This is a genomic window from Enterococcus sp. DIV1224 (assembly GCF_050555455.1).
Classification (GTDB): Bacteria; Bacillota; Bacilli; order Lactobacillales; family Enterococcaceae; genus Enterococcus_B; species Enterococcus_B lactis.
This window is the reverse complement of record NZ_CP187859.1, coordinates 1,707,856-1,730,827: the sequence shown is the minus strand read 5'-3', so window position 1 is coordinate 1,730,827 and position 22,972 is coordinate 1,707,856. Positions and strand designations below refer to the sequence as shown.

The window sequence follows — 22,972 nt, the reverse complement described above, 5'->3', positions numbered from 1 at the left end:
AGCAATAAATTATAGCTAATTGTTTTTCATTTGGTCTGCATACATCAAGAGTACTGTATCAAATAAACAAATCACAGAAATTCTTGAACTTAAATCGACACTGTGGTGATAGCGAGTCGTTCCCTTTGCATATAAGGAAATCGTCGATAATTTTTCCAAGTTACTTCCCTTGGTTGAAATAATACTGATGATAGGGACTTGTTGTCTTTGAGCAATCTGGGCATAGGAGAGGATACCTTTTGTTTCTCCTGTGAAACTGACGAAAATAGCTAAGTCTTCCTGATTTAAATTACTTACAGCTGCTTCTTGTTCATCCCAATCTGAACGAGCAAATGCTTTTTTTCCTAAAAAAGTCAGTTTTCGAGCAAAATCTGTACAAATAGGGAAGCTTCCTCCTAATCCAAAAACTTCAATAGTATTCGATTGATGGATCAATGTCATCATTTGTTTGGCCTTTTCTTCGCTCATTTGATGGAACGTTTCTGTAACATTTGAAGTGATCTGGTTCGTGATTGTTTGAAAGCTTCGGCTATTTCCTTCCTGTTCCTCTACATGGATGGATTGATCGATGGCGTATTTCAACTCTTTAAAACCTTGATAGCCTAAATGTTTAGCCGTTCGGGAGATAGTAGCAGTTGAGACAAATAAATCATCAGATACTTCATAAATCGTTTTTGTTCCAATATCGGACAAATGGAGGAATATATAATCCAATATTTCATTTTCGATTTTACTTAACGAGGAACGCTTCTTTTCTAGTAAAGCAATCAAACTATTGCTTAACATGGACGGTACTCCTTTCAATATTTAACAAAAATAGCATTCGTAAACAAATATCTCTGTTGAGTTTAGATAATAATCTAACTCATTATATAGCGCTTTCATGAAAATGTATATATAATAAAAGTTAGTTAAAATACTGGGATGATCTAAAGACAAAAGAGAGGAAGGTAACCAATGAATCTTAACAAGCCCAAGATTGCTGAACAAAGTCCAAAGAAAATCTTTCTTTTCGATATGACATTCAGTTTGATTTCTTCTGATGGACTTTTGCAAACGCAACGTTTAGAAAGAAAATTGACACATTTCTTTCAAAAAGAGCAAAAAAATGTGTCAGTCAAAGTATATGATTCTAGCCAAATAGACAAAGAAGCAAAGAGAGCAGACATCTTATTGCTCACTCCTTTACTTGGATATGCAAAAGATAAAATAGAAAGTCAGTTCCCTGAAATACCTATTTTCGTAATATCTAAGGAAGAATACGGAACTTTGGATGTGGAGAAAATAGTAGAGAAGCTAGGGACTCTTTATAAATAAAAATGGGCGATCATTCAGAATGTTATTCGTTTAAAATTGTGCTGCTAGGAGTTGGAAATTTATGTTTGATTCAGAAAAAGTGAAAGAATTAAATGAATTGGAGTTGATTTTTTATACATTTATTTTAGAAAATATGAATCAAATAGTTGAGTGGACCATTCGCGAATTTTCAAATCATTGTCATGTATCAACATCTACGATATTACGTTGTTTAAGTAAATTAGGTTTTTCAGGCTATTCAGAATTCAAGTTTTCTCTAAAAGAAAAACTAACGAAAAGTCGTCAAACATTTGAGTCATTTTATGAAGCAAATGTGCATGTCGATGCTTTTTTGAAAAAAGTGAATAATGAAAGTTATCACGTTGTTTTAGATCCTGCAATTGAACTCATTTCATTACATGATCATTTGATTTTTACTGGAATTGGGACTAGCGGAACATTGGGAACTTATGGTGCACGTTATTTTTCTAATTTACAGTTTAATGCCTACTCGATTACTGATCCATTTATTCCTGTACCGACACGTGGATTAGAGAAAACATTAGTGATTGTATTATCCGTTTCTGGAGAGACAGGGGAAGTTATTAAACAAATCGAAAACTTCAAGCGATACGGTGCAAAGATCTTAAGTATCACGAATGATCAGCATTCAACGATTGCTCAACTATCAGACTGCAATATCTCTTATTACATGCCGGATGTCTCTGGACCAGACCCGACAGATAATGCGATTAACTTAACTACCCAAGTACCAGTAATCGCGCTTTTGGAAATTTTAGCGCATCAAGCTTATCAGAAAGAAAATGCGATAAATCTGAAATAAGGATTTTTTGGAATCTATTATAAGAAATCGTGCAGTTTATACATATCAAACTGCACGATTTCTTATCGTTTCAGTAAAGTTGTTTTTTTCCTTGGTACATGTTTTTATACGTTCTGAAAGTATTCCTTAGAAGGTTCAAATCGCTTAAAATGTATTTGTAAACGGATACAAAAAGTGGCTGGCCAGCGCTTCAAAAAATGTGAAGGAGGATCATTTATGAATAACTTTATTAATGAAAAATTATTGCCGCCTATATTAAAATTTGTAAACACGAAAGCAATCACTGCACTTCGTAACGGGATGCTTTACACGATGCCTTTTACAATCGTAGGTTCTGTTTTTTTGCTTTTAGCGAATTTTCCGATACCAACCATTTCTGAATGGGTCGCTGGTAGCGGCTTGGCTGTCTATTTCAACGAAGCATTCGGTGCTTCATTTGCTATCATGTCGATTTTTGCTGTAATGGGTATTGCTAATTCCTATGTAAAAGAAGAAGGGTTCGAAGGCTTGCCCGCTGGGATGATTGCATTAGTAGTATTTTTATTAACTCAGCATTCAAGTGCAACGAATGCTGAGACAAAAGCCATTGTAACTAACGTTATCGACAAAACTTGGACTGGTGGTCAAGGAATGATCAGTGCAATTCTAGTTGGATTATTTGTAGGGTGGACTTATTCTTGGTTCTTGAAACGAGATATCCGTATCAAATTACCAGAACAAGTTCCCACCAATGTAGCTAACTCCTTTACAGCTTTGATTCCAGCGGCTGTAATCACCGTTGTATCTCTTATCATTTATGCTATTTTTGATAAAGTTTTCAACACGACTGTTGTAGAAGCTATTTATACAGTAATCCAAGCACCGATGCAAGGAGTAACAGATACTTTTGGAGGTGCGATGATGTTAGGCTTCTTGGTACCTTTCTTATGGTTCTTTGGTGTACACGGCTCTACTTTAGTTGGAGGGATCATGGGACCGATTTTGCAAGCAAATTCTCTACAAAATACAACGATTTTGAATTCTGGAAAAGAGTTGACAGTAGCTAATGGGGGTCATATTGTAACACAACAATTTTTAGACCAATTCATGACTATAACAGGTGCTGGTATGACGATCGGCATGGTGATGTTCATGGTTACATTTGCTCGCTCGGCTCAATTCAAACAATTAGGACGGCTAGCTTTATTGCCTGCATTTTTCAACATCAATGAACCTATTTTATTTGCTACACCTGTTGTAATGAACCCCTTGATGGCTTTGCCCTTTATCTTGGCACCAATGATTTCTGGTATGATCACCTATTTTTCGTTATACACTGGACTTGTTCCTTTATTTACGGCAGTACAAGTACCATGGACAACCCCGCCAATCATTTCTGGATTTTTAGTTGGAGGGTGGAGAGCTGCTGTTCTGCAAGCAGTGGTGTTAATCATTGGTTTCTTCATTTATCTGCCATTTGTACGTAAAGTTGATGCGTTGAATTATTTACAAGAACAAGGTGAAAGTATGGACCAAATCGAAAAAGACTTAGCAGACGAAACAAAAGGACATGTAGTTCTTCAAACAGAAGATGAAGAGGTAGGAATATGAGTATATTGAAAAAAGAGTTTTTATGGGGAGGAGCAGTGGCTGCCCATCAGATTGAAGGTGGCTGGCAAGCTGACGGAAAGGGAATGAGCGTAGCAGATGTGATGACTGCAGGATCTAATCATGTACCTCGGAGAATGACAGATGGTATCGTAGAAGAAGAAAATTATCCAAATCATCAAGCCATTGATTTTTATGTACGATATAAAGAAGATATAAAATTATTTGCTGAGCTAGGTTTGAAATGTTTCCGTACATCGATTGCATGGACGCGTATTTTTCCAAATGGAGATGAATTGGAACCAAATGAAGCAGGATTGAAGTTTTATGATCAATTATTTGATGAATGTTTAAAGTATGGAATCGAACCTGTGATCACATTATCGCATTTTGAAATGCCTTATCATTTAGTCAAGCAATATGGTGGTTGGCGCAATCGCAAGATGATTGATTTTTTTGTGCGGTTTGCTGAAGTTTGTTTTTCTCGTTATAAAGATAAAGTAAAATATTGGATGACTTTCAATGAAATCAATAATCAAACGAATTATCAAGAAGATATTGCTCCCTTTACTAATTCTGGATTGAAATTCACTGAAGGAGAAGAGCGAGAAAAAATTATGTATCAGGCAGCTCATTATGAACTAGTGGCAAGTGCAAAAGCTGTCGAAATCGGACACGCGATTAATCCTTCTTTTGAGATTGGCTGTATGATTGCGATGGTACCAATCTATCCTTATTCTTGCCGTCCCTCAGATATCTTGGCAGCAACAGTAGCTATGCAACGTCGTTATTGGTTTACGGATGTTCATTGCAAAGGGGCTTATCCAAGCTATATAAAATCGTATTTGGACCGTAAACACTTTGATTTGGATATTACGTCAGAGGACGAAGCGCAGTTAGAAAAAGGAACAGTTGATTATATCGGTTTTAGTTATTATATGTCTTTCGCAGTCAAAGATCATGAAAAAGGTCCATCATATGATTATGATGAAGCACATGATCTCGTAAACAATCCGTATGTTGAATCCTCTGAATGGGGCTGGCAAATCGATCCAGATGGGTTACGTTATGCCATGAATTGGTTCAATGATCGATATGAACTGCCACTGTTCATTGTAGAAAATGGCTACGGTGCTGTCGATGTCCCTTCTAAAGACGGAAAGATCCATGACGAATACCGGATTGCCTATTTACGTCAGCATATAGAGGCCATGAAAGAAGCAATTGTTTATGATGGTATCGAATTGATGGGATATACACCTTGGGGATTCATTGATCTAGTGTCAGCTGGAACCGGGGAAATGAAAAAACGCTATGGGTTCATCTATGTGGATAAAGATGATAACGGCAATGGCACATTGAACCGGAGCAAAAAAGACTCTTTCTACTGGTTTCAAAAAGTGATTGCGAGCAACGGAGAAAATTTATCTTTTTAGCAGTGAGATAAGCTAGTCTTGTAAAAAAACAAGAGAACACGCTACGTTCATTTATTAATTTGAACGTAGTGTGTTTTTTATTAGAAGTTATAACTGTAAAAAATGGTGTTTTAACCAGTTTTTCGATAATCTTAACTACCTAAACAAACATATTTACATCCTAATTCTTAAAATGAATCTACTTGGATGATTTTTGTCCCCATATTCTTGATTTTGTCTAATACTTTTTCAGAGCAAAATTTATCAGTGATCAAATAATCAAAGACTGAAATATCAGCAATCTTGAACTTTGATGTCAGTCCGATTTTTCGATGATCAGCAACTAGAATCTTGCATTTGATTGTCTGGTTGATCATCATTTCATTGATTGTTGATTCATTCAATATTTTCGTTGTGACCCCATGTGCGACATCGACTCCGCTGCAACCAATGATACAAATGTCTGCATTGATTGAAGAAATCGTATTTAATGCGATATCGCCCACCAGTGCTTCTTTTGGAAAGCGCATCTCTCCGCCAGTTAAAATATAACTGCAATTATCTTTGTGAGGAGAATAGTTGATTTTTACGTTGTTTGTAACGACGGTCAAATGGTTAGATTGAAGAAAATCCAGTGTTTTCAATGCAGTCGAACTAGAATTAATAAACAATGTATCATAATCGCTAATGTATTTACTAGCTTCTCTGGCAATCGCTTGTTTAATCCTTTCAGGACCAGATTGATCAAAATCAGTCTGGTTTTTGTAATTATAAGAACAATAACCGTAATTGCGGATGATCTCGTTTTTTTCTTCTAATAAATTTAAATCTCTGCGTATCGTACTAATAGATACATCCAGAGATTCAGCTAATTCAAAAGTTGACAATTGTTCGGTTTGCTGAAGTAGTTCCAAAATATCTTTTTGCCGTTTTTCAATATTGACAAGTGAGTTTTTCATGACTGTTGCCTCCTGAAGGTCATCTTGATCCATGGATTTATTTGATTAGTTGTTCATTTAAATATTCATATCTGTCTTTATTATACTGAAACGATCATTAATCTTTAAAAGAAAATCATATAAAAGACAAACAGTCATATAAAAGGGTTTTCATGCATGCGGCTACGCATTAAGATTTACTTGTAAGTCGTAAGAATGATATGGGGGGAGCAAGCAAATGAGCAAAACGGTGAATGAAGTGACAAAAGAAAAGTGGATATTAGAAACATTTCCAGAATGGGGTACGTATTTGAACGAGGAAATCGAATCAGAGGTAGTGGAACCTGGAACTTTTGCTATGTGGTGGCTAGGCTGTACGGGCATTTGGCTGAAAAGTCATGAAGGAACGAATATCTTATGTGATCTATGGTGTGGAACGGGAAAACGCAGTCATGGAAATGGCATGATGAAAAAAGGGCATCAGATGATGCGTATGAGCGGTGTTCAAAAGATGCAGCCTAACTTACGGACTCAGCCTTTCGTAATCGATCCTTTTGAAATAAAAAATGTAGACGCTTTAATCGTCACACACATCCATTCCGATCATCTAGATATCCACACAGCTGCAGCCGTTCATCAAAATTGTCCTGAAGCAATATTCATTGGACCAAAAGAAGTGGTTCGCACGTGGCAAAAATGGGGGATCCCTGAAGAAAAAACGATTATCGTGAAACCAGGTGATGCGGTCAAAATCAAAGATATCAATGTAGTAGCTTTAGAAGCGTTTGATCGGACAGCGTTGGTTACTTGTGGAGATCCGGAAGAAGTATTGAAAGGAAAAATGCCTCAGGAGATGGATCAAATAGCAGTAAATTATTTATTCGAAACATCAGGAGGTACTCTTTATCACGCAGGAGATTCACATTATTCCAATTTATTTGCCAAACATGGCAATGACCACAAAATCGATGTCTGCTTAGGAGCCTACGGTGAAAACCCACGAGGGATAACAGACAAAGTTACTTCTGTTGATATGCTGCGCATGGCGGAGTCATTGAATGCAAAAGTAGTGATTCCTGTCCACTACGATATTTGGTCTAATTTTATGGCTGATCCTAAAGAGATTACTGAAATTTGGAAATTCAAGAAGGATCGCTTACAGTATGGGTTTAAACCTTATATCTGGCAAGTAGGCGGGAAATTCATCTATCCGACAAACAAAGATGATCTTGAGTTTAATTTTTATCGCGGATTTGAAGATGTCTTCTCGATTGAAAATGATACACCGTTTCCGTCGTTTTTATAAGAAAGAAGGGAAGTTTCTTGCTGAAATACTTTTTTGACCATCAATTGATCCATTACCCAGATAAAGAAATCACGGATTGGCGTGAAGCTATCGCCGAAAGCTGTCGTGTATTGATTGATAAGAACATCATTGATCAAACGTATGTTGAAGAAATCATTCATTGTGTAGAAAAATATGGACCTTATATTGTGATTGCACCTCAAGTAGCCATGCCGCATTCTTCAGAAAAAAGTGAGGGAGTTTTTGGAACGGCTATTTCATTTACCAAGTTGAAGCAGCCAGTCCGTTTTGAAAGTGAAGGGGAGAATGAGGAGAAAACGGCCAGTTTGTTTTTTACACTCGCAGCAAAAAATCCAGAAGAACACCCAGAAAATATCCAAAAATTATCCGAATTATTAATGACAGATGGATTGGTTGAGCGTCTCATCTCTACGAACTCCATCGATGATTACCAAGTTGTGATGGCGGAATATAATTAATTGATAGAGGAGAAAAAAGATGGGGGAATTTTTGTTAAGCATTTGGACGTATTTTGCAACAAATATCTTGACGCAGCCAGCGTACCTGATTGGTTTTATCGTGTTATTAGGCTATATTTTGCTGAAACGCCCACTTCATGAATGCATCGCTGGATTCTTAAAGGCAACGGTTGGCTACTTTATTTTGACTGTTGGCTCTGGTGGTTTGGTCAAAAATTTTCGGCCAATCTTGGTTGGACTGAAAGAACGGTTTAATCTGGATGCTATGGTTACAGATCCTTATTTTGGACAAAATGCTGTGGATGCTGGATTAATGGAGACATTTGGCCGTACCTTTGGAGATGTGATGATTCTATTACTGATTGCATTTGTTTTAAATATTTTGTTAGTTCGTTTTCAGAAATATACGAAACTGCGATTCGTTTTCACGACCGGAAATGTTCAGGTCCAGCAAGCAGCGACCGCTTTTTGGATTTTACTGTTTTGCTTTCCTGATCTAGGCAGGATACAAGTATTGATATTTATGGGATTGATTTTAGGGTGTTATTGGGCAGTAGCTTCTAACTTAACAGTAGGGATCACGCAGGAATTGACAGAAGGTGCCGGATTTGCGGTGGCACATCAGCAAATGTTCGGAATCTTTATTTTTGCTAAGCTAGCTGAATGGATGAAAAAGCGGGATGAAAAGAAAAATCGATTGATCAAGCAAGACAAGAAAATCGAAGATATCAAATTACCAGGATTCCTATCGATATTTAATGAGAATATGGTTGCTACTTCGTTGCTCATGCTATTTTTCTTTGGGATCATTCTGATTGTACTAGGCAAAGATTATTTGATTCAAGCGCAATTCATGCAAGAGGGGCAGAGTTTCTTATTCTACATTATGACGACTTCCTTGAATTTTGCGGTATATCTGGCAATCTTGCAATTAGGTGTTCGGACTTTCGTCGATGAACTAACTCAATCTTTTCAAGGAATCTCAAACACGATTTTACCAGGAGCTGTTCCAGGAATTGATGTAGCCGCTACTTTTGGCTTTGGTTCGCCAAATGCGGTAACGATTGGATTTTTGTTTGGTGCTTTGGGCCAGTTTTTGATGATTGGTTTACTGATTTTATTGAAATCACCAACGATCGTCATAGCCGGTTTCATTCCATTGTTCTTTGATAATGCTGTTATAGCAGTTTATGCCAATAACCGAGGTGGATTCAAAGCTGCCTGTCTATTCCCGTTTCTTTCTGGAATCATACAAGTAGGCGGTTCAGCATTATTCGCTACATGGATCGGGATGTCAACATACGGTGGTTATATTGGGATGTTCGATTGGGCGACAGCTTGGCCATTATTTACAGTAGTCATGAAAGTCCTAGGTTATGCTGGAATCGTCGTAGTCGTCATTGGTCTATTGGCTATTCCGCAGTTACAATATCGGAAAAATCCTGAAGGGTATTTCTTGATTGTAGAAGATTATGAAAAATATGCAGAAAAGCAGAAAGCATAAAAGAAATCTGATTAGACAACACTCATAATGGAGGGATTAGGATGAGAATTTTAGTATCGTGTGCAAATGGATCAGGAACCAGCTTGATGATGATGAGAAGTGTAGAAAAAGCAATGAAAGAACTAAATATACCAATTACCAAGATTCATCATTGTGCTATTTCAGAGGGAAAAAGCTCAGCCAGTCAATATGATGTCGTTTTTACACCAGTCAATTTTTTGAATATGTTTACTCAGGCAGAGAAAAAAGGCGTTACAGTTATCGGTATCAAAAATGTGATGTCCGCCAAAGAAATCAGTGAAAAATTTGCTGAAACAACATGGTATCAAAAAAACAAGTGAAAGAAGGAACCAAGATGAGCAGGCCGAATCTACAAATTGCGTTAGATCACAATGACTTAGAACATGCATTAGGCGATGTTATGAAAGTCGGTGATGTAGTAGATATTATTGAAGTGGGAACGATCCTTTGCTTACAGGAAGGACAAAAAGCGATTCGCTGTATTCACAGTATATTTCCAGACAAAAAACTGGTCGCTGATACGAAATGTGCAGATGCTGGAGGAACAGTAGCAAGAAATGTGGCTAATGCAGGAGCAGATTGGATGACAGTCATTTGCTGTGCAACAATGCCAACGATGAAGGCAGCACAAAAAGAGATAGGCGAATTACAAGTAGAACTCTATGGCAATTGGACTTTTGAGCAAGCCAAGGATTGGTATAACATCGGAATCCGACAGGTAATCTACCACCAAAGCCGTGATGCACTCTTATCTGGTGAAGCTTGGGGTGAAAAAGATTTGTCGAAGGTCAGCAAACTGATTGAACTAGGCTTCAATGTTTCTGTAACTGGTGGATTAAATCCAAACACATTACAATTGTTTGAAGGAATCGATGTGTATACCTTTATCGCGGGTCGGGGGATTACAGCAGCAGAAGATCCAATGAAGGCTGCACACAATGTTTCAAAGATGAGATCATTCGTATCTGGGGGTAAGGAAATGGCTCAAATCGGGATTTATGAAAAAGCATTACCCAAAGATATTTCATGGAAAGAACGTTTTTCCCTTGTAAAAGAAATGGACTTCGATTTTATCGAGATGTCGATTGATGAGACGGATGAGCGGTTAGCACGATTAGATTGGTCTGAAGAAAAGATAGCTGAGCTGAGAGAAGAGATGTTTAGCTCTGGTGTACGTATCCATTCGATTTGTTTAAGTGCGCATCGGCGATTTCCGTTTGGTTCTGCTGATCCAGAAAAGAAAAAAGCAGCGAAACAACTAATGAAAAAAGCAATCCATTTGGCGCATAATCTAAGCGTCAAAGTAATCCAAATAGCTGGATACGATGTTTATTATGAAGAGAAATCAATGAATTCCAGAGAAGACTTTATCGAAGGAATAAAAGAAAGCGTAAAGGAAGCTTCTAAATATGGCATCATTCTTTCCGTGGAAATCATGGATGATCCATTTATGAACTCCATTTCAAAATTTTTAGAAATCAAAGAACAGATTCATTCCCCTTTTCTACAAGTATATCCAGACCTAGGCAATTTGTCCGCATGGCCGGAAAATAATCCGGCTCGAGAACTTGAGAAAGGGATCGATTATATCACTGCTATCCACTTAAAAGACACGTATCCTGTAACAAAAGAATATTCAGGTCAGTTTCGTGATGTTACTTTTGGTAACGGATGCGTTGACTTTCTTGGATTATTGAGACATTTGAAACGTTTAGATTATGATGGAACATTCCTGATCGAAATGTGGAGTGAAAAAAGTCAAGACTTTCGAAGAGAAATCCAGCAGGCAAAAGACTACTTAAGTTCTAAATTGAAGGAGGCTGGTTATGATGTCTTGTGAAGAAAAAATTGCAGCAATGAAGCAACGTGTCTTTGAAGCAAATCTGGCATTGCCGCAATACGGATTAGTTAAATTGACTTGGGGCAATGTGAGTGAAGTGGACCGTGAGCTAGGAGTCATCGTTATTAAGCCAAGCGGTGTCCGATATGAACGCATGCAAGCAGATCAAATGGTTGTAACAGATTTGTCAGGAAATATAATAGAAGAAGACAGCTTGAAACCATCTTCAGATCTGCCTACCCATGTTGTTTTATACAAAGCTTTTGAAGATGTAACTGCTGTTACTCATACTCATTCTACTCACTCTGTCATGTGGGCGCAAGCAGGCCGAGATTTGCCAGCTTATGGCACGACCCATGCTGATGCTTTTTATGGAAAGATTCCTTGTACACGCCAATTGACGAAAGAAGAAGTAAAAGAAGCTTACGAAGTTCATACAGGGAATGTGATTGTCAAGACGTTTAAGGAAAGAAATTTAGAGCCAAACGAAGTACCTGGAGTACTTGTCTATGGACATGGACCATTCACTTGGGGACACTCACCTATAGAAGCAGTAGAAAATAGCCTGATTTTAGATGAAATTTGTTTGATGGCTAAAGAAAACGAGTTGATCAACCAAAATATAGGTGAAATCCCACAATATTTGCTAGATAAACATTATTTTCGAAAACACGGAAAGCATGCATACTATGGGCAATAGAGATGCTAGGGTAAGGGTAGAAAATTAAAAGATAATACTTGATAGAGAGAAACAGAGGTTGTGAAGAAAATTTATCACAACCTTTTTTATTTATCAAAAAGGATGCATTCTAAAAGGAAAGAGGAATTTTAAGGAATTGAGAGAATCTTTACAGGAGCGTTATACGTGATAGATTAAATAGTCAAAGAATTGTATTATTAGAGGGAGAATTGTATAAGAAAGGAAGAAAAAAATGAATGTTGATTCCCTTATGATCGATGAGATTTCTGAATTATATAAGAGCGTTGGTTGGACGCATTACACAAAAGACACTGCAAGGTTAGCTAGAGCATTTGAACAATCTGAATCTCTGGTAAAGCGTAATGGAGAAGAGAAGATTATCGGAGTCGTTCGTTGGATCACTGATTTTGCGACGATCGCATTTATTCAAGATATCCTCATTCATCCGAGGTATCAGCGCCAAGGAATAGGCAAAGCGCTTTTGAATGAAGCTTTGGAGAAGATCACCAGTTATGGACCAGTCCAAATCGAATTATTGACAGATGATACTGAGAAAACAAAAAAATTTTATGAATCAGTAGGATTTGTTCAAGTAAAAGAAATGGATGCTGTTTCTTATATAAAGGATACTAGAAGATAAGAGGGTCTTTTTGGTAATGACAAATACTATGTATAACGTAAAAAGAAAAAAATGGGAGGATAGATTCAAGTATCACTCAATCTATCCTCCTATCCTCGTCTATTTTATTTTTTTATTCACTTCTTTATCAAATACTATTTTTTGTACATTTGGACTAATATAAAAAATGAATACATGATTTTTTTTAAAAGAAAATGCTATACGATAATTTTTTTTATCAATATTGACTTTCATTTCATATATTCCCTTTGCCGAGCGTGTTCGTATTGGTTTTATACGAAAAAAATTATGGTCTACATGCTCTATGACTTTTTTAGAAATAGTTTTTTTGTATGCGAGATGTACCTCTTGCGGAAATTGTTCCAATAGTTCACTGTCAAACTCAACAGTATAATCCATATTTTGCTTCCTTTCTATACGGCTTAAGTGTTGGAATAAGTCATTCATTAGTTTTTGCACTGTTACTTTTCGATGATGGTTACAACTGCTTTGCCGCAAGTCAGTTCTTTTTCCAGCTCGCTCTTTATTTTTATGGCACATGGTTTGGAAAAAGGTGCTGCTTCTTTCCATGAACCAAGTAAAGGATACTCATTACTCATGCCTTTCACATATTGTTTGTTTTTGACACCTTTTGTTTTTACTTCTACATAATACATTTGATCATCTTCTTTCTTGCTGTTTTTAGTTCATATTCAAATATATGTAAGCGAAAATGATTATGTATCTATATCTTTATGATTATGATTTGTCAAATTAAGCTAGAATAAAATGCTTCTTGTACATAGCTCAAAAATATTTCGATTGGTGTTCTGTAATTCAATGATTTTCTTGGAATATGATTACGTTGATTGCTGACACTGGAAATAAATGTCTGATTCACTTCTCTAAAATCCATTGATTTCGGCAGTCCATTACGACGCAGAATCCCGTTAGAATTCTCGTTTAATGGGCGTTGAGAAGGTGTTCCAGGGTCCGCAAAATATATATCAATATCATGTTGGTTACTAATGGCTTTCCAGTTAGAAAATTCTTTTCCACAGTCAAACGTAATAGATTTAAAGAAGTTTTTAGGGAAGCGAGAAAACCATTGATTAAGGGCAGTTTCAATATCTAATGCCTTACGGCCGTTGGGTTTAATCGTGATAATGACTTTAGATAATCTTTCAACTAAAGTAATGACGGCACTTTTATGATGAATGCCAACGATCGTATCACCTTCAAGGTGACCAAACTCAGAATTGAAATCAGGATAATTATCAGGTCGATCATGGATTGAGCGCTGATACTGTTGTTTTCCCCGTTTTTCCTGATGGCCATTGGGTTTTCTTTTACCTTTCATCGGTAGTGTGTCAATATCAAATATTCCTTTAGAAAATAAACGATAAAGTGTTCTCATACCGCATGAAACAGGCCTTTCTTTTCGCCCGATAATGACGTCAGGCGTCCAACCAAGAGTGACTTTCTCTTTAATGTAATCTACTTCATGAGCAGGTAATTGAATGACTTTTCTCCCACATTTTTTCTTATTTTCTTTATACTGGTGCCAATAATCAAGAGCAGTCTTGCCTTGCTTGAACTTATTGACTACATTATAAATAGTTTGTATAGCACGTCCCATTCGGTTAGCGATTTCAACCGGCTTATTATGTTGAAGATAATATGATTCTATCATTGTCAGTTCGTCTATGGTAAGATGTTTGTAGGTCATTTATGGTTACACTCCTTTGTTTTCTTTCGTCGGAAATACAATTTGAGTGTACCATAAATGCCTTTTTATTTTTTTAACTTAATTTTACAATTCGCGGATAAATAAAAAGAATCAATTTAAAAGTTTTTTTCACTCGATATAACTAATTTGAATAATACATATAATAAAAACGGATAGAATCTGTTGCTTTATTGAATCACTTGTTTTAAATAATCAATAGACAAAAGCTATCTCTAAACGTACTTTGTAAAATAATATCATTTAAAAATTATTAGTTAATCGTTAAATATAATAAATTAAAATAAGACTATAACTATTTATTTTGGTTATTGCTTTTCTTTTTCGCATATTATTAAGTAAAAAAATTAGCAGTATCTGTAATATCAGAAGAGGACGATCACCATTTTAAAAGTCATGTTTCTATCTTAAGAAAAGAGAGTAGGTTCTATAATAATGATAAAAATATTTTATGTTCTGTTAATTGGTTGTATCACTATATTGAGTGGCTGTACAGCTACTACAGAAGGTCAAACAAGCATACCTAAAAAAATATCTCTTACACAAAAACAATTAGATAGAGCAGATAGGCTGTCAGGACATTGGTTTTATCATGAAGAAGATACTAGATTCGATATCGAGATTACAAGTGACCAGATCAAAGTAAAAAAGAAGAAGACAGAAAACAAGGAAGAGGAAACAATTTATAGCATCTATAATTATGAAAATGAAAATGGAAAGATAAGCATTTATGGAACAACGGATAAAAGGGAATTTTATATTTCTGAAGTAGATACTGATACAGTTTATATCGGGGGTGGGATAGCAGACATAGAAAGTGCTTGGCGGGTTAAAGCACATAAGCAAACTTTAGAATAGAAATTTTATTGATATCTTTTTCTAAGAAATAGTTAGTGGAGAGGAACAGGGAGGAGATAAATAAATACTGTATAGATTATTATCTGAATGATCAAGAAACTATTTTTTAGCTTAGAGAAGATTCTAATAATAAAAATGGATAAGCTTCTTAATCATTCGGATAACATCTTATGTGGATTTCAATGATGTTTATAACTAACGTAATAAAAACCTGAAACAAAAATAGCTCCGCCAATAATATTTCCAATATAAACAGGGATAAAATTCGAGAGAAATTCTAACCAAGTCGCTTGACCTTCAAATATGGCAGCAGGTATCACAAAACAGTTGGCCACACTATGTTGGAAACCGATTGCCACAAAAATCATGACTGGAAACCAAATCGTTAATACTTTGCCGGCCGCATCTTTTGCCCCATATGATAACCATAATGCTAAAACAACAAACCAATTACAACCTATTCCAGACCCTAATGCTTGCCACCAAGAAACAGCGATTTTATGATCAGCAATATGGATCACTTGGTCGAGATAGACACCTGAATGAGTTAAACCAACAAAATGTCCAAAGAAGTAGGCTACGAAAATTGCCCCAATAATATTTGCAAAAGTAATCACTGACCAATTCTTAACTAGCTGTGAGAAGGTGACTTTTTTATCCATAAAGGCAATCGCCACAGCCATCATATTTCCGGTGATCAATTCACCACCGCCAAGAAGGATGACCAGCAGACCGATAGGGAAAACCGAGGCACCAACTAAACTAGTCAAGCTAGCCATAGATTCTGGGATAGAAGCAGAGACACGTACGTATGCCAAATAACCTAGAGAAATCATGGCTCCTCCGATAAACCCTAAAATCAGTTTAGCTAAGATAGGTTTTTGTATTTTTTTTGCTCCAAGATGAATACTGATTTCCATAATTTCTTCTGGTGTGTGCATGATACTTCGACGCCTACTTTCTTAATGAATTTTCATGTGATGAAATATAGTGAAAAAATTCACATTTTTCTTGTTGATTATATCATCTTATTATTTATATGTGCATATTATTGTAAAAATTTTTATTTAATCACATTGGATTCTAAAAAAGAAACAAAAATAAAAGTTATGTATATGGTGGTCAAAAAGTAAATAATATCAGTTATCAAATTTCCTGTAAATTTTCTTGAAATTATAGCATATTATTACTTTAAAAAAATCTATATTTTTTATAAAAAAGGAAATGAATAACTGAAAAAATTATTATAGGAGAGAAAAAATATCACCATAATTGGTTTAGGATTAACTGTATATTTATTTATATAATTTGTTTATAGACATGTGAAGTTATTTGCAGAACCTTTATTTGTATTATACGAATCAAATTCCTCAATCGTCAATGAACTTGCTAATTTAATGATAGCCTTGCTGTTTACTCCCGCGTTGAGAGTCATAACTATTTTGGTCTGTTTAGTGCTATTATTTTTCGTTAATAAAAAGAAATAACGTAGTATTTCAAAAGACAAAGAAGTGGGATGATGATTGCTATAGTATGGTATACGTGGTGCTAGGTAAGTGAGAATAAACAAAAAAACTGTAGAACAAAGAAATTTTTTTCTTTGTCTACAGTCTGAGGTGGTGACATATCTTTGTCACCACCTTTTTTTGTCGCACAAATAATTAATCGGATATTTTATGTTCATGTTTTTTGTGTTCAACGAGTATTGATAGGGAAAAGATACATTTTAGATGCTTTTAACTGTTAATTTACAAAACAAGGTAAACGAATAGAAAAATGAAAAAATAGATACGGAAGAATATGTTTGATTAAAAAATGCCATGAAGAGAAGGAAGTTGATGATACATGAAAAAAATATATTCAAAGGAAATCGATTGTTTTAGAGGCATAGCTGTTTTAGCAGTGATATTTTATCATTTGCCAAATAGTAAGCTACCAGGCGGATTGCAAGGAGTAACGATCTTTTTTGTGGTTTCTGGTTTTTTAATGGCTAAAAATACGATAAGAGATGAAAAAAACAGACAATTCAGTTTTCTACATTTTTACTATAAGCGTATCAAACGTATTTATCCATTTTTACTGTTTTCTTTGGTCGTATCCATTTTCATACTGGGGATCAGCAACATTCGATTGATAGGAAATATTCGTAGTGAGCTACCTAGTTTGATTTTTGGCTATAACAATTGGTGGCAGCTGAATCAAGGCGTATCTTATTTCGAGTCTTACTTTAATGCTTCTTTATTTAAACATTATTGGTCGCTTTCCGTTGAGCTACAATTTTATTTGATTTGGCCATTTTTGTTTATTGTCATGAAACGTATGAGAAGAAAACAAGTGTTTTACTTAATCTATACATTGATTTTTGTTTCTATTCATTTTAGTTTATTTTTACCTTCAGCTAAGGCATATTATCATACGGTGGCTAAACTTTTTCCATTTTTATTAGGAGTTTGGGGGTATTTTAATCGAATAACTATTGGCCGTTTCTTTGAACAAAACAGTTTCAGTAAAATCTGGCTTTTACTACTAGCTAGTCTTTGTCTGATCCTGTTCCCGATTTTTCCTTATACACTAAATGAACTACTGATTAGTATTTGTTTTGCTTTATTGTTAGCCAGTGTCGATGATGTGAATATTGCAAAAAAGACCAAAATCGCTAGTACAAAACTTTCTTTTGTAGGAAAAATCAGTTATGAACTTTATTTGGTGCATTTTCCAGTATTGATTGCTCTGACAGATTTATTCAAACATTATCATTTGAAATATTTGGATATCGCAAGTTTATTCACTGTGTTTTTGTGTACATTACTCATGATTACTTTCTTTAGAAAAGGAGTGCAGAAGATGAGATCACCCAAAATTTGGACAGCTATGGCACTAATGATAATCGGAATTTCTGTACTGGTATTACGTGCTCCAGCCAATCGGTTGACCGCTGACCAAAATCAGTTGCAAAGTTTATTAAAAGAAAATTCTAGTAAAGCAAGTGCAGGAGAAAATCAATTGTCACAAGAGAAAAAAATATTATTTATCGGTGATTCTGTTATGCTGGGGGCGTATCAGGAACTGAAAGAGACTTTTCCAAAAGAAGCATTGGTAGACGCAAAAGAGTCAAGACAAATCACTGCGTTACCAGAAATCTTAAAGAAGCATAAAGATTTAGTTTCTTACCAACAAATAGTGATCGGGTTAGGAACCAATGGTGTGTTAACAGATGATGCTATAGAACAAACCATGTCTTTGCTCAAAGATAAAAAAGTGTACTGGGTAAATATAAAAGCTCCGACTGGCTGGCAAGAGACGATAAATGCCACATTAGCTAATTGCCAAATCAGTATTCTAATATAACGATGATCGATTGGTATAGTGAAAGCCAAAACCATCCTGAGTTTTTTTATGATGATGAAACTCATTTGAATGAAAGCGGACGTACAGCTTATGCAAAGTATATTGCTTCAGTGATCCAATAAGGTAGTGATCACGTGTTTTAACCTTACTTTTTCCTAATAGGTGAATCATTTTAAATAAAAAATATTTCATATGATAAACGGTGTTTAAGAGGAGGAGTTTTTTAATATTCGTGGTAAAAAAGAGATGGGCGAGGTCGTTAACTGAGAGCTTCTTGAAAAGAAATCGTTCGATGTTAGAAAATGGAAATATCCTCTTTGTTATACAGAACATGAGCGAGACGACAATACTAGGAATTATGTTCTGATCGAAGTTTTATGGTTACAAGCAGTAATCAGCTTAGATAAAATTAAGGACCGTAGAAACCAAGTAAAGAAGGCTGTTGGTAAAGAAGCAAATGATCAAGTATGTTTTATTCTCAGGGAGATTCACTTCAAGTAGTAAGAAACAGTGGGTTTAGCTAAGGGGAAAGTAGCTCACACAGTGTTACTTAAGAAGATGCAGTGAATAAATATAATAGTAGTATAATGCTAGAAAGGACTGTGACAAAAGTCGTGTCACAGCCTTTTTTGTTATTTTAATTATCGTACAGTCTTTTTTTTAATGATTGCTTAAGCATTAAATATTAAAAAATATAGAGTTCAAAATTATTGCACAAATTAGATGAAAAATTTGAACAACAAAAAGTGTATTTTTATACTATAATAGCTTTTGAATTTAGTTACTCTATTCAAAAGTTATGCGATGGACAAGTAAAAGAATAAATAGAGGTGAGAAAATGAATAGTTTCAAGAAAAAATTTGTGAGTAGATTTTTAAATATGAAAAATTTTTTTGAAAAAAAGGGAGATTATGATGCATATAATTATGTATTAAATCTAGAAAAGCAAACATATTATACACTACGTAAAAATGATGATAATGATTTTTGGACTATATTACCTAAAATCCTTTCGATTGACTCTAAGCTTTCCCTTTTAGAGGAATTTATTAATTTAGACATTGAAGAATTTTGCGGGGGAAAAGAGTTAATTAATATGATAGAGAGTGATTATCATACCTATTATAAAGAAAGTTGTGGATATAAAGTGGATGAGCAATGTCCACAATCAATTATTTTTTACGTTGAGTAATATAGACGATTAAGCAGGAAAGCAACTAGAAGCTACTGATTTAGTATTTAAAATATAAACTATATTGCTAACAATTATTTTCTAGAAGGAATAAAAGAACTAAGAATCAAGATGATGTCTTGACTCTTAGTTCTTTTAACATGGAAAAGATGGATAATGCACTGTTAATTCATGATGCATCATCAAAAAAGTTGGAAGGAGAAGATAGAAATCATTAACTGATTTCTACAGATGGTAAATGAAAAAACAAAATATTAGCAAAAATTTGCCTAAATAGATAGTAACATTTTCTAAATTAAATACAAGCGCATTCATAAAATGTTTATACAAATATCTATGTGACAGAAATTGGATATTTTCACAATAAATAGGAATTAAAATAACGAATTTATGTTTGTTTTATTTACCAATCAATTTATCTTAATGCAGGAATAAAAAATTAAATTACATATTGTTAATCATTTACATCTCCATTAATAACTCAAAATAAAAAGATGTTTTTATTTTTATTCTATATTTCAGAAAAAAATTAAACTAGATTATAATAATTCTTCATGTAAAAATGAAAACAATTACAGCTATAATGGACATTTTAAGATAAAACAATTATGAAATCGATATCCGTTTATATACTTATCATAAGCTAGAAGCAAATAATTAGCCTATGTAGGTAAGTGAGATTATATTTATTAAAAGGCTTCTTTTGTTCGATCAGTTATAGTCGAGCGAGAGAAGTTTATTCTTTGATTAAAATAAACAAAAGTAACTTATTGAGGTGAAATGATGCAAACTTTTTTAACTAAAACATCTTTCAAAAAAGTAGTTTTATTAGATTATTTGTTAGAAAAAGACAATTGGTGTGCAATGGAAGAACTTAGAAATTTACTTAATGTTACGGAGAAGTCAGTCTTACACTATATAGAGGAACTAGAGGATTTATTTAAGCAATATAATGGGAATATCCTTCTGAAAAATGAAGATAATAAACGCTTTTTCATAAAAAAAGAGAAAGATTTTCCTATTTATAATATTTATCTTCATTTTTATAAAGCTTCCTATAATTATCATTTGATTGATTTTATGTATAAATATCTCAGAAGTGTTCTAAAAGATTTTGCTAAAGAGCAATTTACTAGTGTATCTACTGTTTTCAGATATGCGAAGCTCTTAATTCCCTATTTTAGGCGTTATCATATAGCATTTCATCCATTTCAGTTAGAATTGAATGCATCAGAGGCAAACATTCGTAGCTTTTTTTATTATTTCTATTGGAATTCTACACGTGAAAGTAGTGATAAGTGGCCATTTCATATCGAACAAAAGGAAATAGAGAAGTATATAGTTGCTTTTGAGGGGATTTATGATATTACGTTAACTATTTTTCAAAAACGTGTATTTTCTTTTTGGTTAGCCATTAACATAGAAAGAAGTTCATTTAGAAAAGTACGAGTAGATAATGAATATAAATCAGTTATCTCAGATGATCCGCATTTTAATCTTTTGAAGAAGTGGTCAAAACAAATCAATCTTTCTTTTAACAACGATGAGCTGTGTTTCCTTTATCGAATAATTTATTCTTTTGGAGTAATTGATGGAAATGCAATATATGAAAATAGTCATGCATATGCACATCAGCGACAAAATACTTGTTCTTATCGAGCAGTTAAGAATTTGGAGAAAGTTTTACAAAGCATGTTCCGTTTTTCTTTAGATATAAAGGATCCAGAACTCATATTCAATTTTATTGCGTTTCACGAAAGAAGTTATCTATTTTATGGTAATCCAGATCTTTTTTTTAATCGCTCGTATATCGAAGAAATGAAAGAAGAAGAACCTCGAGTGTATCACATAATGGAAAAATTAAAAAAAGAATTACAAGAAAATGCAGATTCAGATGTATCGAAGAAATTAGAAAACTGGGCACAATTGTTTTTGAATTATTATTATGTGCTAGATTATTATGATGGAATGGCAACAGTTTTTTTGACAAATTTTATAAGGTGCAGAACTTCTTTCCGTATGCTATTCCGATTGTCCTTGACAATGAGCCTCCTCGGATGTGACGATCTTCGGCAGGAGCTAACAGTTAAAGTTAGACTGCCTCGCTAGCGTTAGCACATCCGAGCTCATTATCAAGGATTCGCTGCGCCAATCTCTGGTTACGGTAACCAACCGGTGTCTCGTAGCCAAGTGTACCGTGCAACCGAAGGTGGTTCCACCAATTGACATAGTCAAATAACTCCAAATCCAATTGTTGTAAGGTTTCAAATGTGTATTGATAGACAAATTCTACTTTCAACGACTTATAAGTTGATTCAGCTACGGCATTATCAAAAGGACAGCCTTTATGACTCAATGATCGATTGATGTCAAAAGTTGTTAATAATTCATCAATAGCTTGGTTATCAAACTCTTTTCCACGATCAGTATGAAAAATCTCAACCTCTGTCAGAGGTTGTTTGATACGGCTAAATGCTTTTTTTACTAGAACGGCATCTTTATGTTCTCCACAAGAATAGCCGAGAATTTCTCGATTGAACAGATCCAAAATGAAACAGACATAATTCCATTTTTTCCCGACTCGTACATAAGTCAAGTCTGTTACGATCGCTTCTAATGGGTTGTCTCTTAAGAATTTACGATTCAATACGTTTGTCGTTTTGGCTTCATTGCAAGTAGAATGATGTACTTTAAAATAAGCAACAGTATAGCTCGATTTTAATCCTCTATTTTTCATGATTCTACTAATTTTTCGTCGGCTGATCTGAATGCCTCGTTTTGATAAGGCTTTTTTTATTTTTCTTGAGCCGTAGGCCTTTCGGCTGCGGATAAATTCTTCAGCGACTACTTCTTCAAGTTCTGATTCGTCTTTCTTTGGTTTTGATTGATAATAATAGGACTGACGTGATAGACCTAATATTCTGCACATCGCTGATATAGGGTAAAGATGCTTATTCGCATCGATTACTTGTCTCTTCGTCCGAATATCAGCGCTGCTTGCTTTAAAATATCATTTTCCATTTCTAATTGCTGGTTTCTTTTACGTAGTTCTAACAATTCTTTTTGTTCAGGCGTAAGATTATCTTTTTCTTTGAATGAACCACTCGTTTTAGATTGCTTTACCCATTTGTCAAATGCTGAAGCCGTTAGTTCATATTCTCGAATGATTTCTACACGTGGCTTTCCAGCTAAGTAAAGATTGACGATTTGTTGCTTGAATTCTTGTGAAAAAGTTCTTCGTGTTCTCTTAGACATAAAAATTCCTCCTGGTATGTTTT

At 34.7% G+C, this 22,972-nt stretch carries 22 protein-coding genes and 1 pseudogene; 16 read left to right on the top strand and 7 right to left on the bottom strand.

The window, feature by feature from the left end; all coding sequences use genetic code 11:
* Positions 1–15: 15 nt before the first annotated feature.
* On the bottom strand, positions 16–786 hold the full coding sequence (locus tag IGK53_RS08400) for a MurR/RpiR family transcriptional regulator (protein ID WP_002329072.1): 771 nt from the start codon (positions 784–786) through the stop codon (positions 16–18).
* A gap of 171 nt (positions 787–957) precedes the next feature.
* On the opposite strand from IGK53_RS08400, the gene IGK53_RS08395 reads away from it, so the two are divergent.
* The 4 genes from IGK53_RS08395 (at position 958) to IGK53_RS08380 (ending at position 5,163) form a co-directional block, all read left to right on the top strand.
* Entirely contained in the window at positions 958–1,317 is a 360-nt protein-coding gene (locus IGK53_RS08395) for a hypothetical protein (RefSeq protein WP_002329073.1), read from the top strand.
* Between the two features lie 61 nt (positions 1,318–1,378).
* Complete coding sequence (locus IGK53_RS08390) at positions 1,379–2,140, top strand: MurR/RpiR family transcriptional regulator (RefSeq protein ID WP_430604686.1); 762 nt, start codon at positions 1,379–1,381, stop codon at positions 2,138–2,140.
* Between the two features lie 216 nt (positions 2,141–2,356).
* Positions 2,357–3,730 carry a PTS sugar transporter subunit IIC gene (locus IGK53_RS08385; RefSeq protein ID WP_002329075.1) on the top strand — a complete coding sequence of 458 codons (1,374 nt, stop codon included), beginning with the start codon at positions 2,357–2,359 and terminating at the stop codon, positions 3,728–3,730.
* Entirely contained in the window at positions 3,727–5,163 is a 1,437-nt protein-coding gene (locus IGK53_RS08380) for a 6-phospho-beta-glucosidase (protein WP_002329076.1), read from the top strand. The genes IGK53_RS08385 and IGK53_RS08380 overlap by 4 nt, the downstream gene beginning before the upstream one ends.
* 167 nt (positions 5,164–5,330) lie before the next feature.
* Here IGK53_RS08380 and IGK53_RS08375 read toward each other — a convergent pair whose 3' ends face one another.
* Positions 5,331–6,101 carry a DeoR/GlpR family DNA-binding transcription regulator gene (locus IGK53_RS08375; protein WP_025477993.1) on the bottom strand — a complete coding sequence of 257 codons (771 nt, stop codon included), beginning with the start codon at positions 6,099–6,101 and terminating at the stop codon, positions 5,331–5,333.
* 217 nt (positions 6,102–6,318) lie between these two features.
* On the opposite strand from IGK53_RS08375, the gene ulaG reads away from it, so the two are divergent.
* From ulaG to IGK53_RS08335, 8 genes and pseudogenes are all read left to right on the top strand, one after another.
* Positions 6,319–7,386 carry an L-ascorbate 6-phosphate lactonase gene (ulaG, locus tag IGK53_RS08370; protein ID WP_002292386.1) on the top strand — a complete coding sequence of 356 codons (1,068 nt, stop codon included), beginning with the start codon at positions 6,319–6,321 and terminating at the stop codon, positions 7,384–7,386.
* A gap of 17 nt (positions 7,387–7,403) precedes the next feature.
* Complete coding sequence (locus IGK53_RS08365) at positions 7,404–7,865, top strand: PTS sugar transporter subunit IIA (protein ID WP_002292384.1); 462 nt, start codon at positions 7,404–7,406, stop codon at positions 7,863–7,865.
* Positions 7,866–7,884: 19 nt separating this feature from the next.
* Positions 7,885–9,369: a PTS ascorbate transporter subunit IIC gene (locus IGK53_RS08360; protein WP_002292383.1), complete on the top strand. Its 1,485-nt coding sequence runs from the start codon at positions 7,885–7,887 to the stop codon at positions 9,367–9,369.
* Between the two features lie 41 nt (positions 9,370–9,410).
* Positions 9,411–9,710: a PTS sugar transporter subunit IIB gene (locus IGK53_RS08355; RefSeq protein ID WP_002292382.1), complete on the top strand. Its 300-nt coding sequence runs from the start codon at positions 9,411–9,413 to the stop codon at positions 9,708–9,710.
* A 14-nt stretch (positions 9,711–9,724) separates the two neighbouring features.
* Positions 9,725–10,365: pseudogene (locus tag IGK53_RS08350) on the top strand (3-keto-L-gulonate-6-phosphate decarboxylase UlaD).
* A gap of 4 nt (positions 10,366–10,369) precedes the next feature.
* Positions 10,370–11,230: an L-ribulose-5-phosphate 3-epimerase gene (locus IGK53_RS08345; RefSeq protein WP_002335569.1), complete on the top strand. Its 861-nt coding sequence runs from the start codon at positions 10,370–10,372 to the stop codon at positions 11,228–11,230.
* Positions 11,220–11,930, top strand: coding sequence for an L-ribulose-5-phosphate 4-epimerase (locus IGK53_RS08340; RefSeq protein ID WP_002292378.1), 711 nt, complete (start codon positions 11,220–11,222; stop codon positions 11,928–11,930). Before IGK53_RS08345 ends, IGK53_RS08340 begins: the two co-directional genes overlap by 11 nt.
* Before the next feature lie 232 nt (positions 11,931–12,162).
* Positions 12,163–12,570, top strand: coding sequence for a GNAT family N-acetyltransferase (locus IGK53_RS08335; RefSeq protein WP_002292377.1), 408 nt, complete (start codon positions 12,163–12,165; stop codon positions 12,568–12,570).
* Between the two features lie 99 nt (positions 12,571–12,669).
* On the opposite strand, the gene IGK53_RS08330 is transcribed toward IGK53_RS08335, so the two are convergent.
* From IGK53_RS08330 to IGK53_RS08320, 3 genes are all read right to left on the bottom strand, one after another.
* On the bottom strand, positions 12,670–12,969 hold the full coding sequence (locus IGK53_RS08330) for a hypothetical protein (protein ID WP_002292376.1): 300 nt from the start codon (positions 12,967–12,969) through the stop codon (positions 12,670–12,672).
* 62 nt (positions 12,970–13,031) lie between these two features.
* A complete protein-coding gene (locus tag IGK53_RS08325; RefSeq protein ID WP_002292375.1) occupies positions 13,032–13,226 on the bottom strand; it encodes a hypothetical protein in 195 nt (64 codons plus the stop codon).
* 92 nt (positions 13,227–13,318) lie between these two features.
* Positions 13,319–14,278: an IS30-like element IS6770 family transposase gene (locus IGK53_RS08320; protein WP_002293280.1), complete on the bottom strand. Its 960-nt coding sequence runs from the start codon at positions 14,276–14,278 to the stop codon at positions 13,319–13,321.
* A 453-nt stretch (positions 14,279–14,731) separates the two neighbouring features.
* Between IGK53_RS08320 and IGK53_RS08315 the strand changes: the two genes are divergently transcribed.
* Positions 14,732–15,154 carry a hypothetical protein gene (locus IGK53_RS08315; protein WP_002292452.1) on the top strand — a complete coding sequence of 141 codons (423 nt, stop codon included), beginning with the start codon at positions 14,732–14,734 and terminating at the stop codon, positions 15,152–15,154.
* Between the two features lie 179 nt (positions 15,155–15,333).
* Here IGK53_RS08315 and IGK53_RS08310 read toward each other — a convergent pair whose 3' ends face one another.
* Positions 15,334–16,095 (bottom strand): formate/nitrite transporter family protein, encoded by a 762-nt coding sequence (locus IGK53_RS08310; protein WP_430604685.1) that lies wholly within the window; start codon positions 16,093–16,095, stop codon positions 15,334–15,336.
* A 904-nt stretch (positions 16,096–16,999) separates the two neighbouring features.
* Here IGK53_RS08310 and IGK53_RS08305 point away from each other — a divergent pair.
* From IGK53_RS08305 to IGK53_RS08295, 3 genes are all read left to right on the top strand, one after another.
* The gene (locus tag IGK53_RS08305; RefSeq protein WP_002329080.1) at positions 17,000–18,502 is read left to right on the top strand and encodes an acyltransferase family protein; all 1,503 of its coding nucleotides are present in this window, start codon (positions 17,000–17,002) and stop codon (positions 18,500–18,502) included.
* Between the two features lie 838 nt (positions 18,503–19,340).
* Positions 19,341–19,694 carry a DUF7006 family protein gene (locus IGK53_RS08300; RefSeq protein ID WP_002292445.1) on the top strand — a complete coding sequence of 118 codons (354 nt, stop codon included), beginning with the start codon at positions 19,341–19,343 and terminating at the stop codon, positions 19,692–19,694.
* Positions 19,695–20,477: 783 nt separating this feature from the next.
* Positions 20,478–21,803 carry a helix-turn-helix domain-containing protein gene (locus IGK53_RS08295; protein ID WP_002329081.1) on the top strand — a complete coding sequence of 442 codons (1,326 nt, stop codon included), beginning with the start codon at positions 20,478–20,480 and terminating at the stop codon, positions 21,801–21,803.
* On the opposite strand, the gene IGK53_RS08290 is transcribed toward IGK53_RS08295, so the two are convergent.
* Positions 21,787–22,949, bottom strand: a protein-coding gene (locus IGK53_RS08290; protein WP_086956687.1) for an IS3 family transposase whose coding sequence is annotated in 2 segments (ribosomal slippage) — positions 21,787–22,673 and positions 22,673–22,949 — 1,164 coding nt in all. Because the reading frame shifts where the segments join, the coding sequence is not laid out codon by codon here. The two genes, IGK53_RS08295 and IGK53_RS08290, sit on opposite strands and share 17 nt — an antisense overlap.
* Between the last annotated feature and the right edge of the window lie 23 nt (positions 22,950–22,972).

What these genes read in the sequence shown, in the direction of transcription:
- IGK53_RS08400 (WP_002329072.1), bottom strand. Translation starts at nt 786, where the DNA reads ATGTTAAGCAATAGTTTGATTGCTTTACTAGAAAAGAAGCGTTCCTCG.
- IGK53_RS08395 (WP_002329073.1), top strand. Translation starts at nt 958, where the DNA reads ATGAATCTTAACAAGCCCAAGATTGCTGAACAAAGTCCAAAGAAAATC.
- IGK53_RS08390 (WP_430604686.1), top strand. Translation starts at nt 1,379, where the DNA reads ATGTTTGATTCAGAAAAAGTGAAAGAATTAAATGAATTGGAGTTGATT.
- IGK53_RS08385 (WP_002329075.1), top strand. Translation starts at nt 2,357, where the DNA reads ATGAATAACTTTATTAATGAAAAATTATTGCCGCCTATATTAAAATTT.
- IGK53_RS08380 (WP_002329076.1), top strand. Translation starts at nt 3,727, where the DNA reads ATGAGTATATTGAAAAAAGAGTTTTTATGGGGAGGAGCAGTGGCTGCC.
- IGK53_RS08375 (WP_025477993.1), bottom strand. Translation starts at nt 6,101, where the DNA reads ATGAAAAACTCACTTGTCAATATTGAAAAACGGCAAAAAGATATTTTG.
- ulaG (WP_002292386.1), top strand. Translation starts at nt 6,319, where the DNA reads ATGAGCAAAACGGTGAATGAAGTGACAAAAGAAAAGTGGATATTAGAA.
- IGK53_RS08360 (WP_002292383.1), top strand. Translation starts at nt 7,885, where the DNA reads ATGGGGGAATTTTTGTTAAGCATTTGGACGTATTTTGCAACAAATATC.
- IGK53_RS08355 (WP_002292382.1), top strand. Translation starts at nt 9,411, where the DNA reads ATGAGAATTTTAGTATCGTGTGCAAATGGATCAGGAACCAGCTTGATG.
- IGK53_RS08345 (WP_002335569.1), top strand. Translation starts at nt 10,370, where the DNA reads ATGGCTCAAATCGGGATTTATGAAAAAGCATTACCCAAAGATATTTCA.
- IGK53_RS08340 (WP_002292378.1), top strand. Translation starts at nt 11,220, where the DNA reads ATGTCTTGTGAAGAAAAAATTGCAGCAATGAAGCAACGTGTCTTTGAA.
- IGK53_RS08335 (WP_002292377.1), top strand. Translation starts at nt 12,163, where the DNA reads ATGAATGTTGATTCCCTTATGATCGATGAGATTTCTGAATTATATAAG.
- IGK53_RS08330 (WP_002292376.1), bottom strand. Translation starts at nt 12,969, where the DNA reads ATGGATTATACTGTTGAGTTTGACAGTGAACTATTGGAACAATTTCCG.
- IGK53_RS08325 (WP_002292375.1), bottom strand. Translation starts at nt 13,226, where the DNA reads ATGTATTATGTAGAAGTAAAAACAAAAGGTGTCAAAAACAAACAATAT.
- IGK53_RS08320 (WP_002293280.1), bottom strand. Translation starts at nt 14,278, where the DNA reads ATGACCTACAAACATCTTACCATAGACGAACTGACAATGATAGAATCA.
- IGK53_RS08315 (WP_002292452.1), top strand. Translation starts at nt 14,732, where the DNA reads ATGATAAAAATATTTTATGTTCTGTTAATTGGTTGTATCACTATATTG.
- IGK53_RS08310 (WP_430604685.1), bottom strand. Translation starts at nt 16,095, where the DNA reads ATGCACACACCAGAAGAAATTATGGAAATCAGTATTCATCTTGGAGCA.
- IGK53_RS08305 (WP_002329080.1), top strand. Translation starts at nt 17,000, where the DNA reads ATGAAAAAAATATATTCAAAGGAAATCGATTGTTTTAGAGGCATAGCT.
- IGK53_RS08300 (WP_002292445.1), top strand. Translation starts at nt 19,341, where the DNA reads ATGAATAGTTTCAAGAAAAAATTTGTGAGTAGATTTTTAAATATGAAA.
- IGK53_RS08295 (WP_002329081.1), top strand. Translation starts at nt 20,478, where the DNA reads ATGCAAACTTTTTTAACTAAAACATCTTTCAAAAAAGTAGTTTTATTA.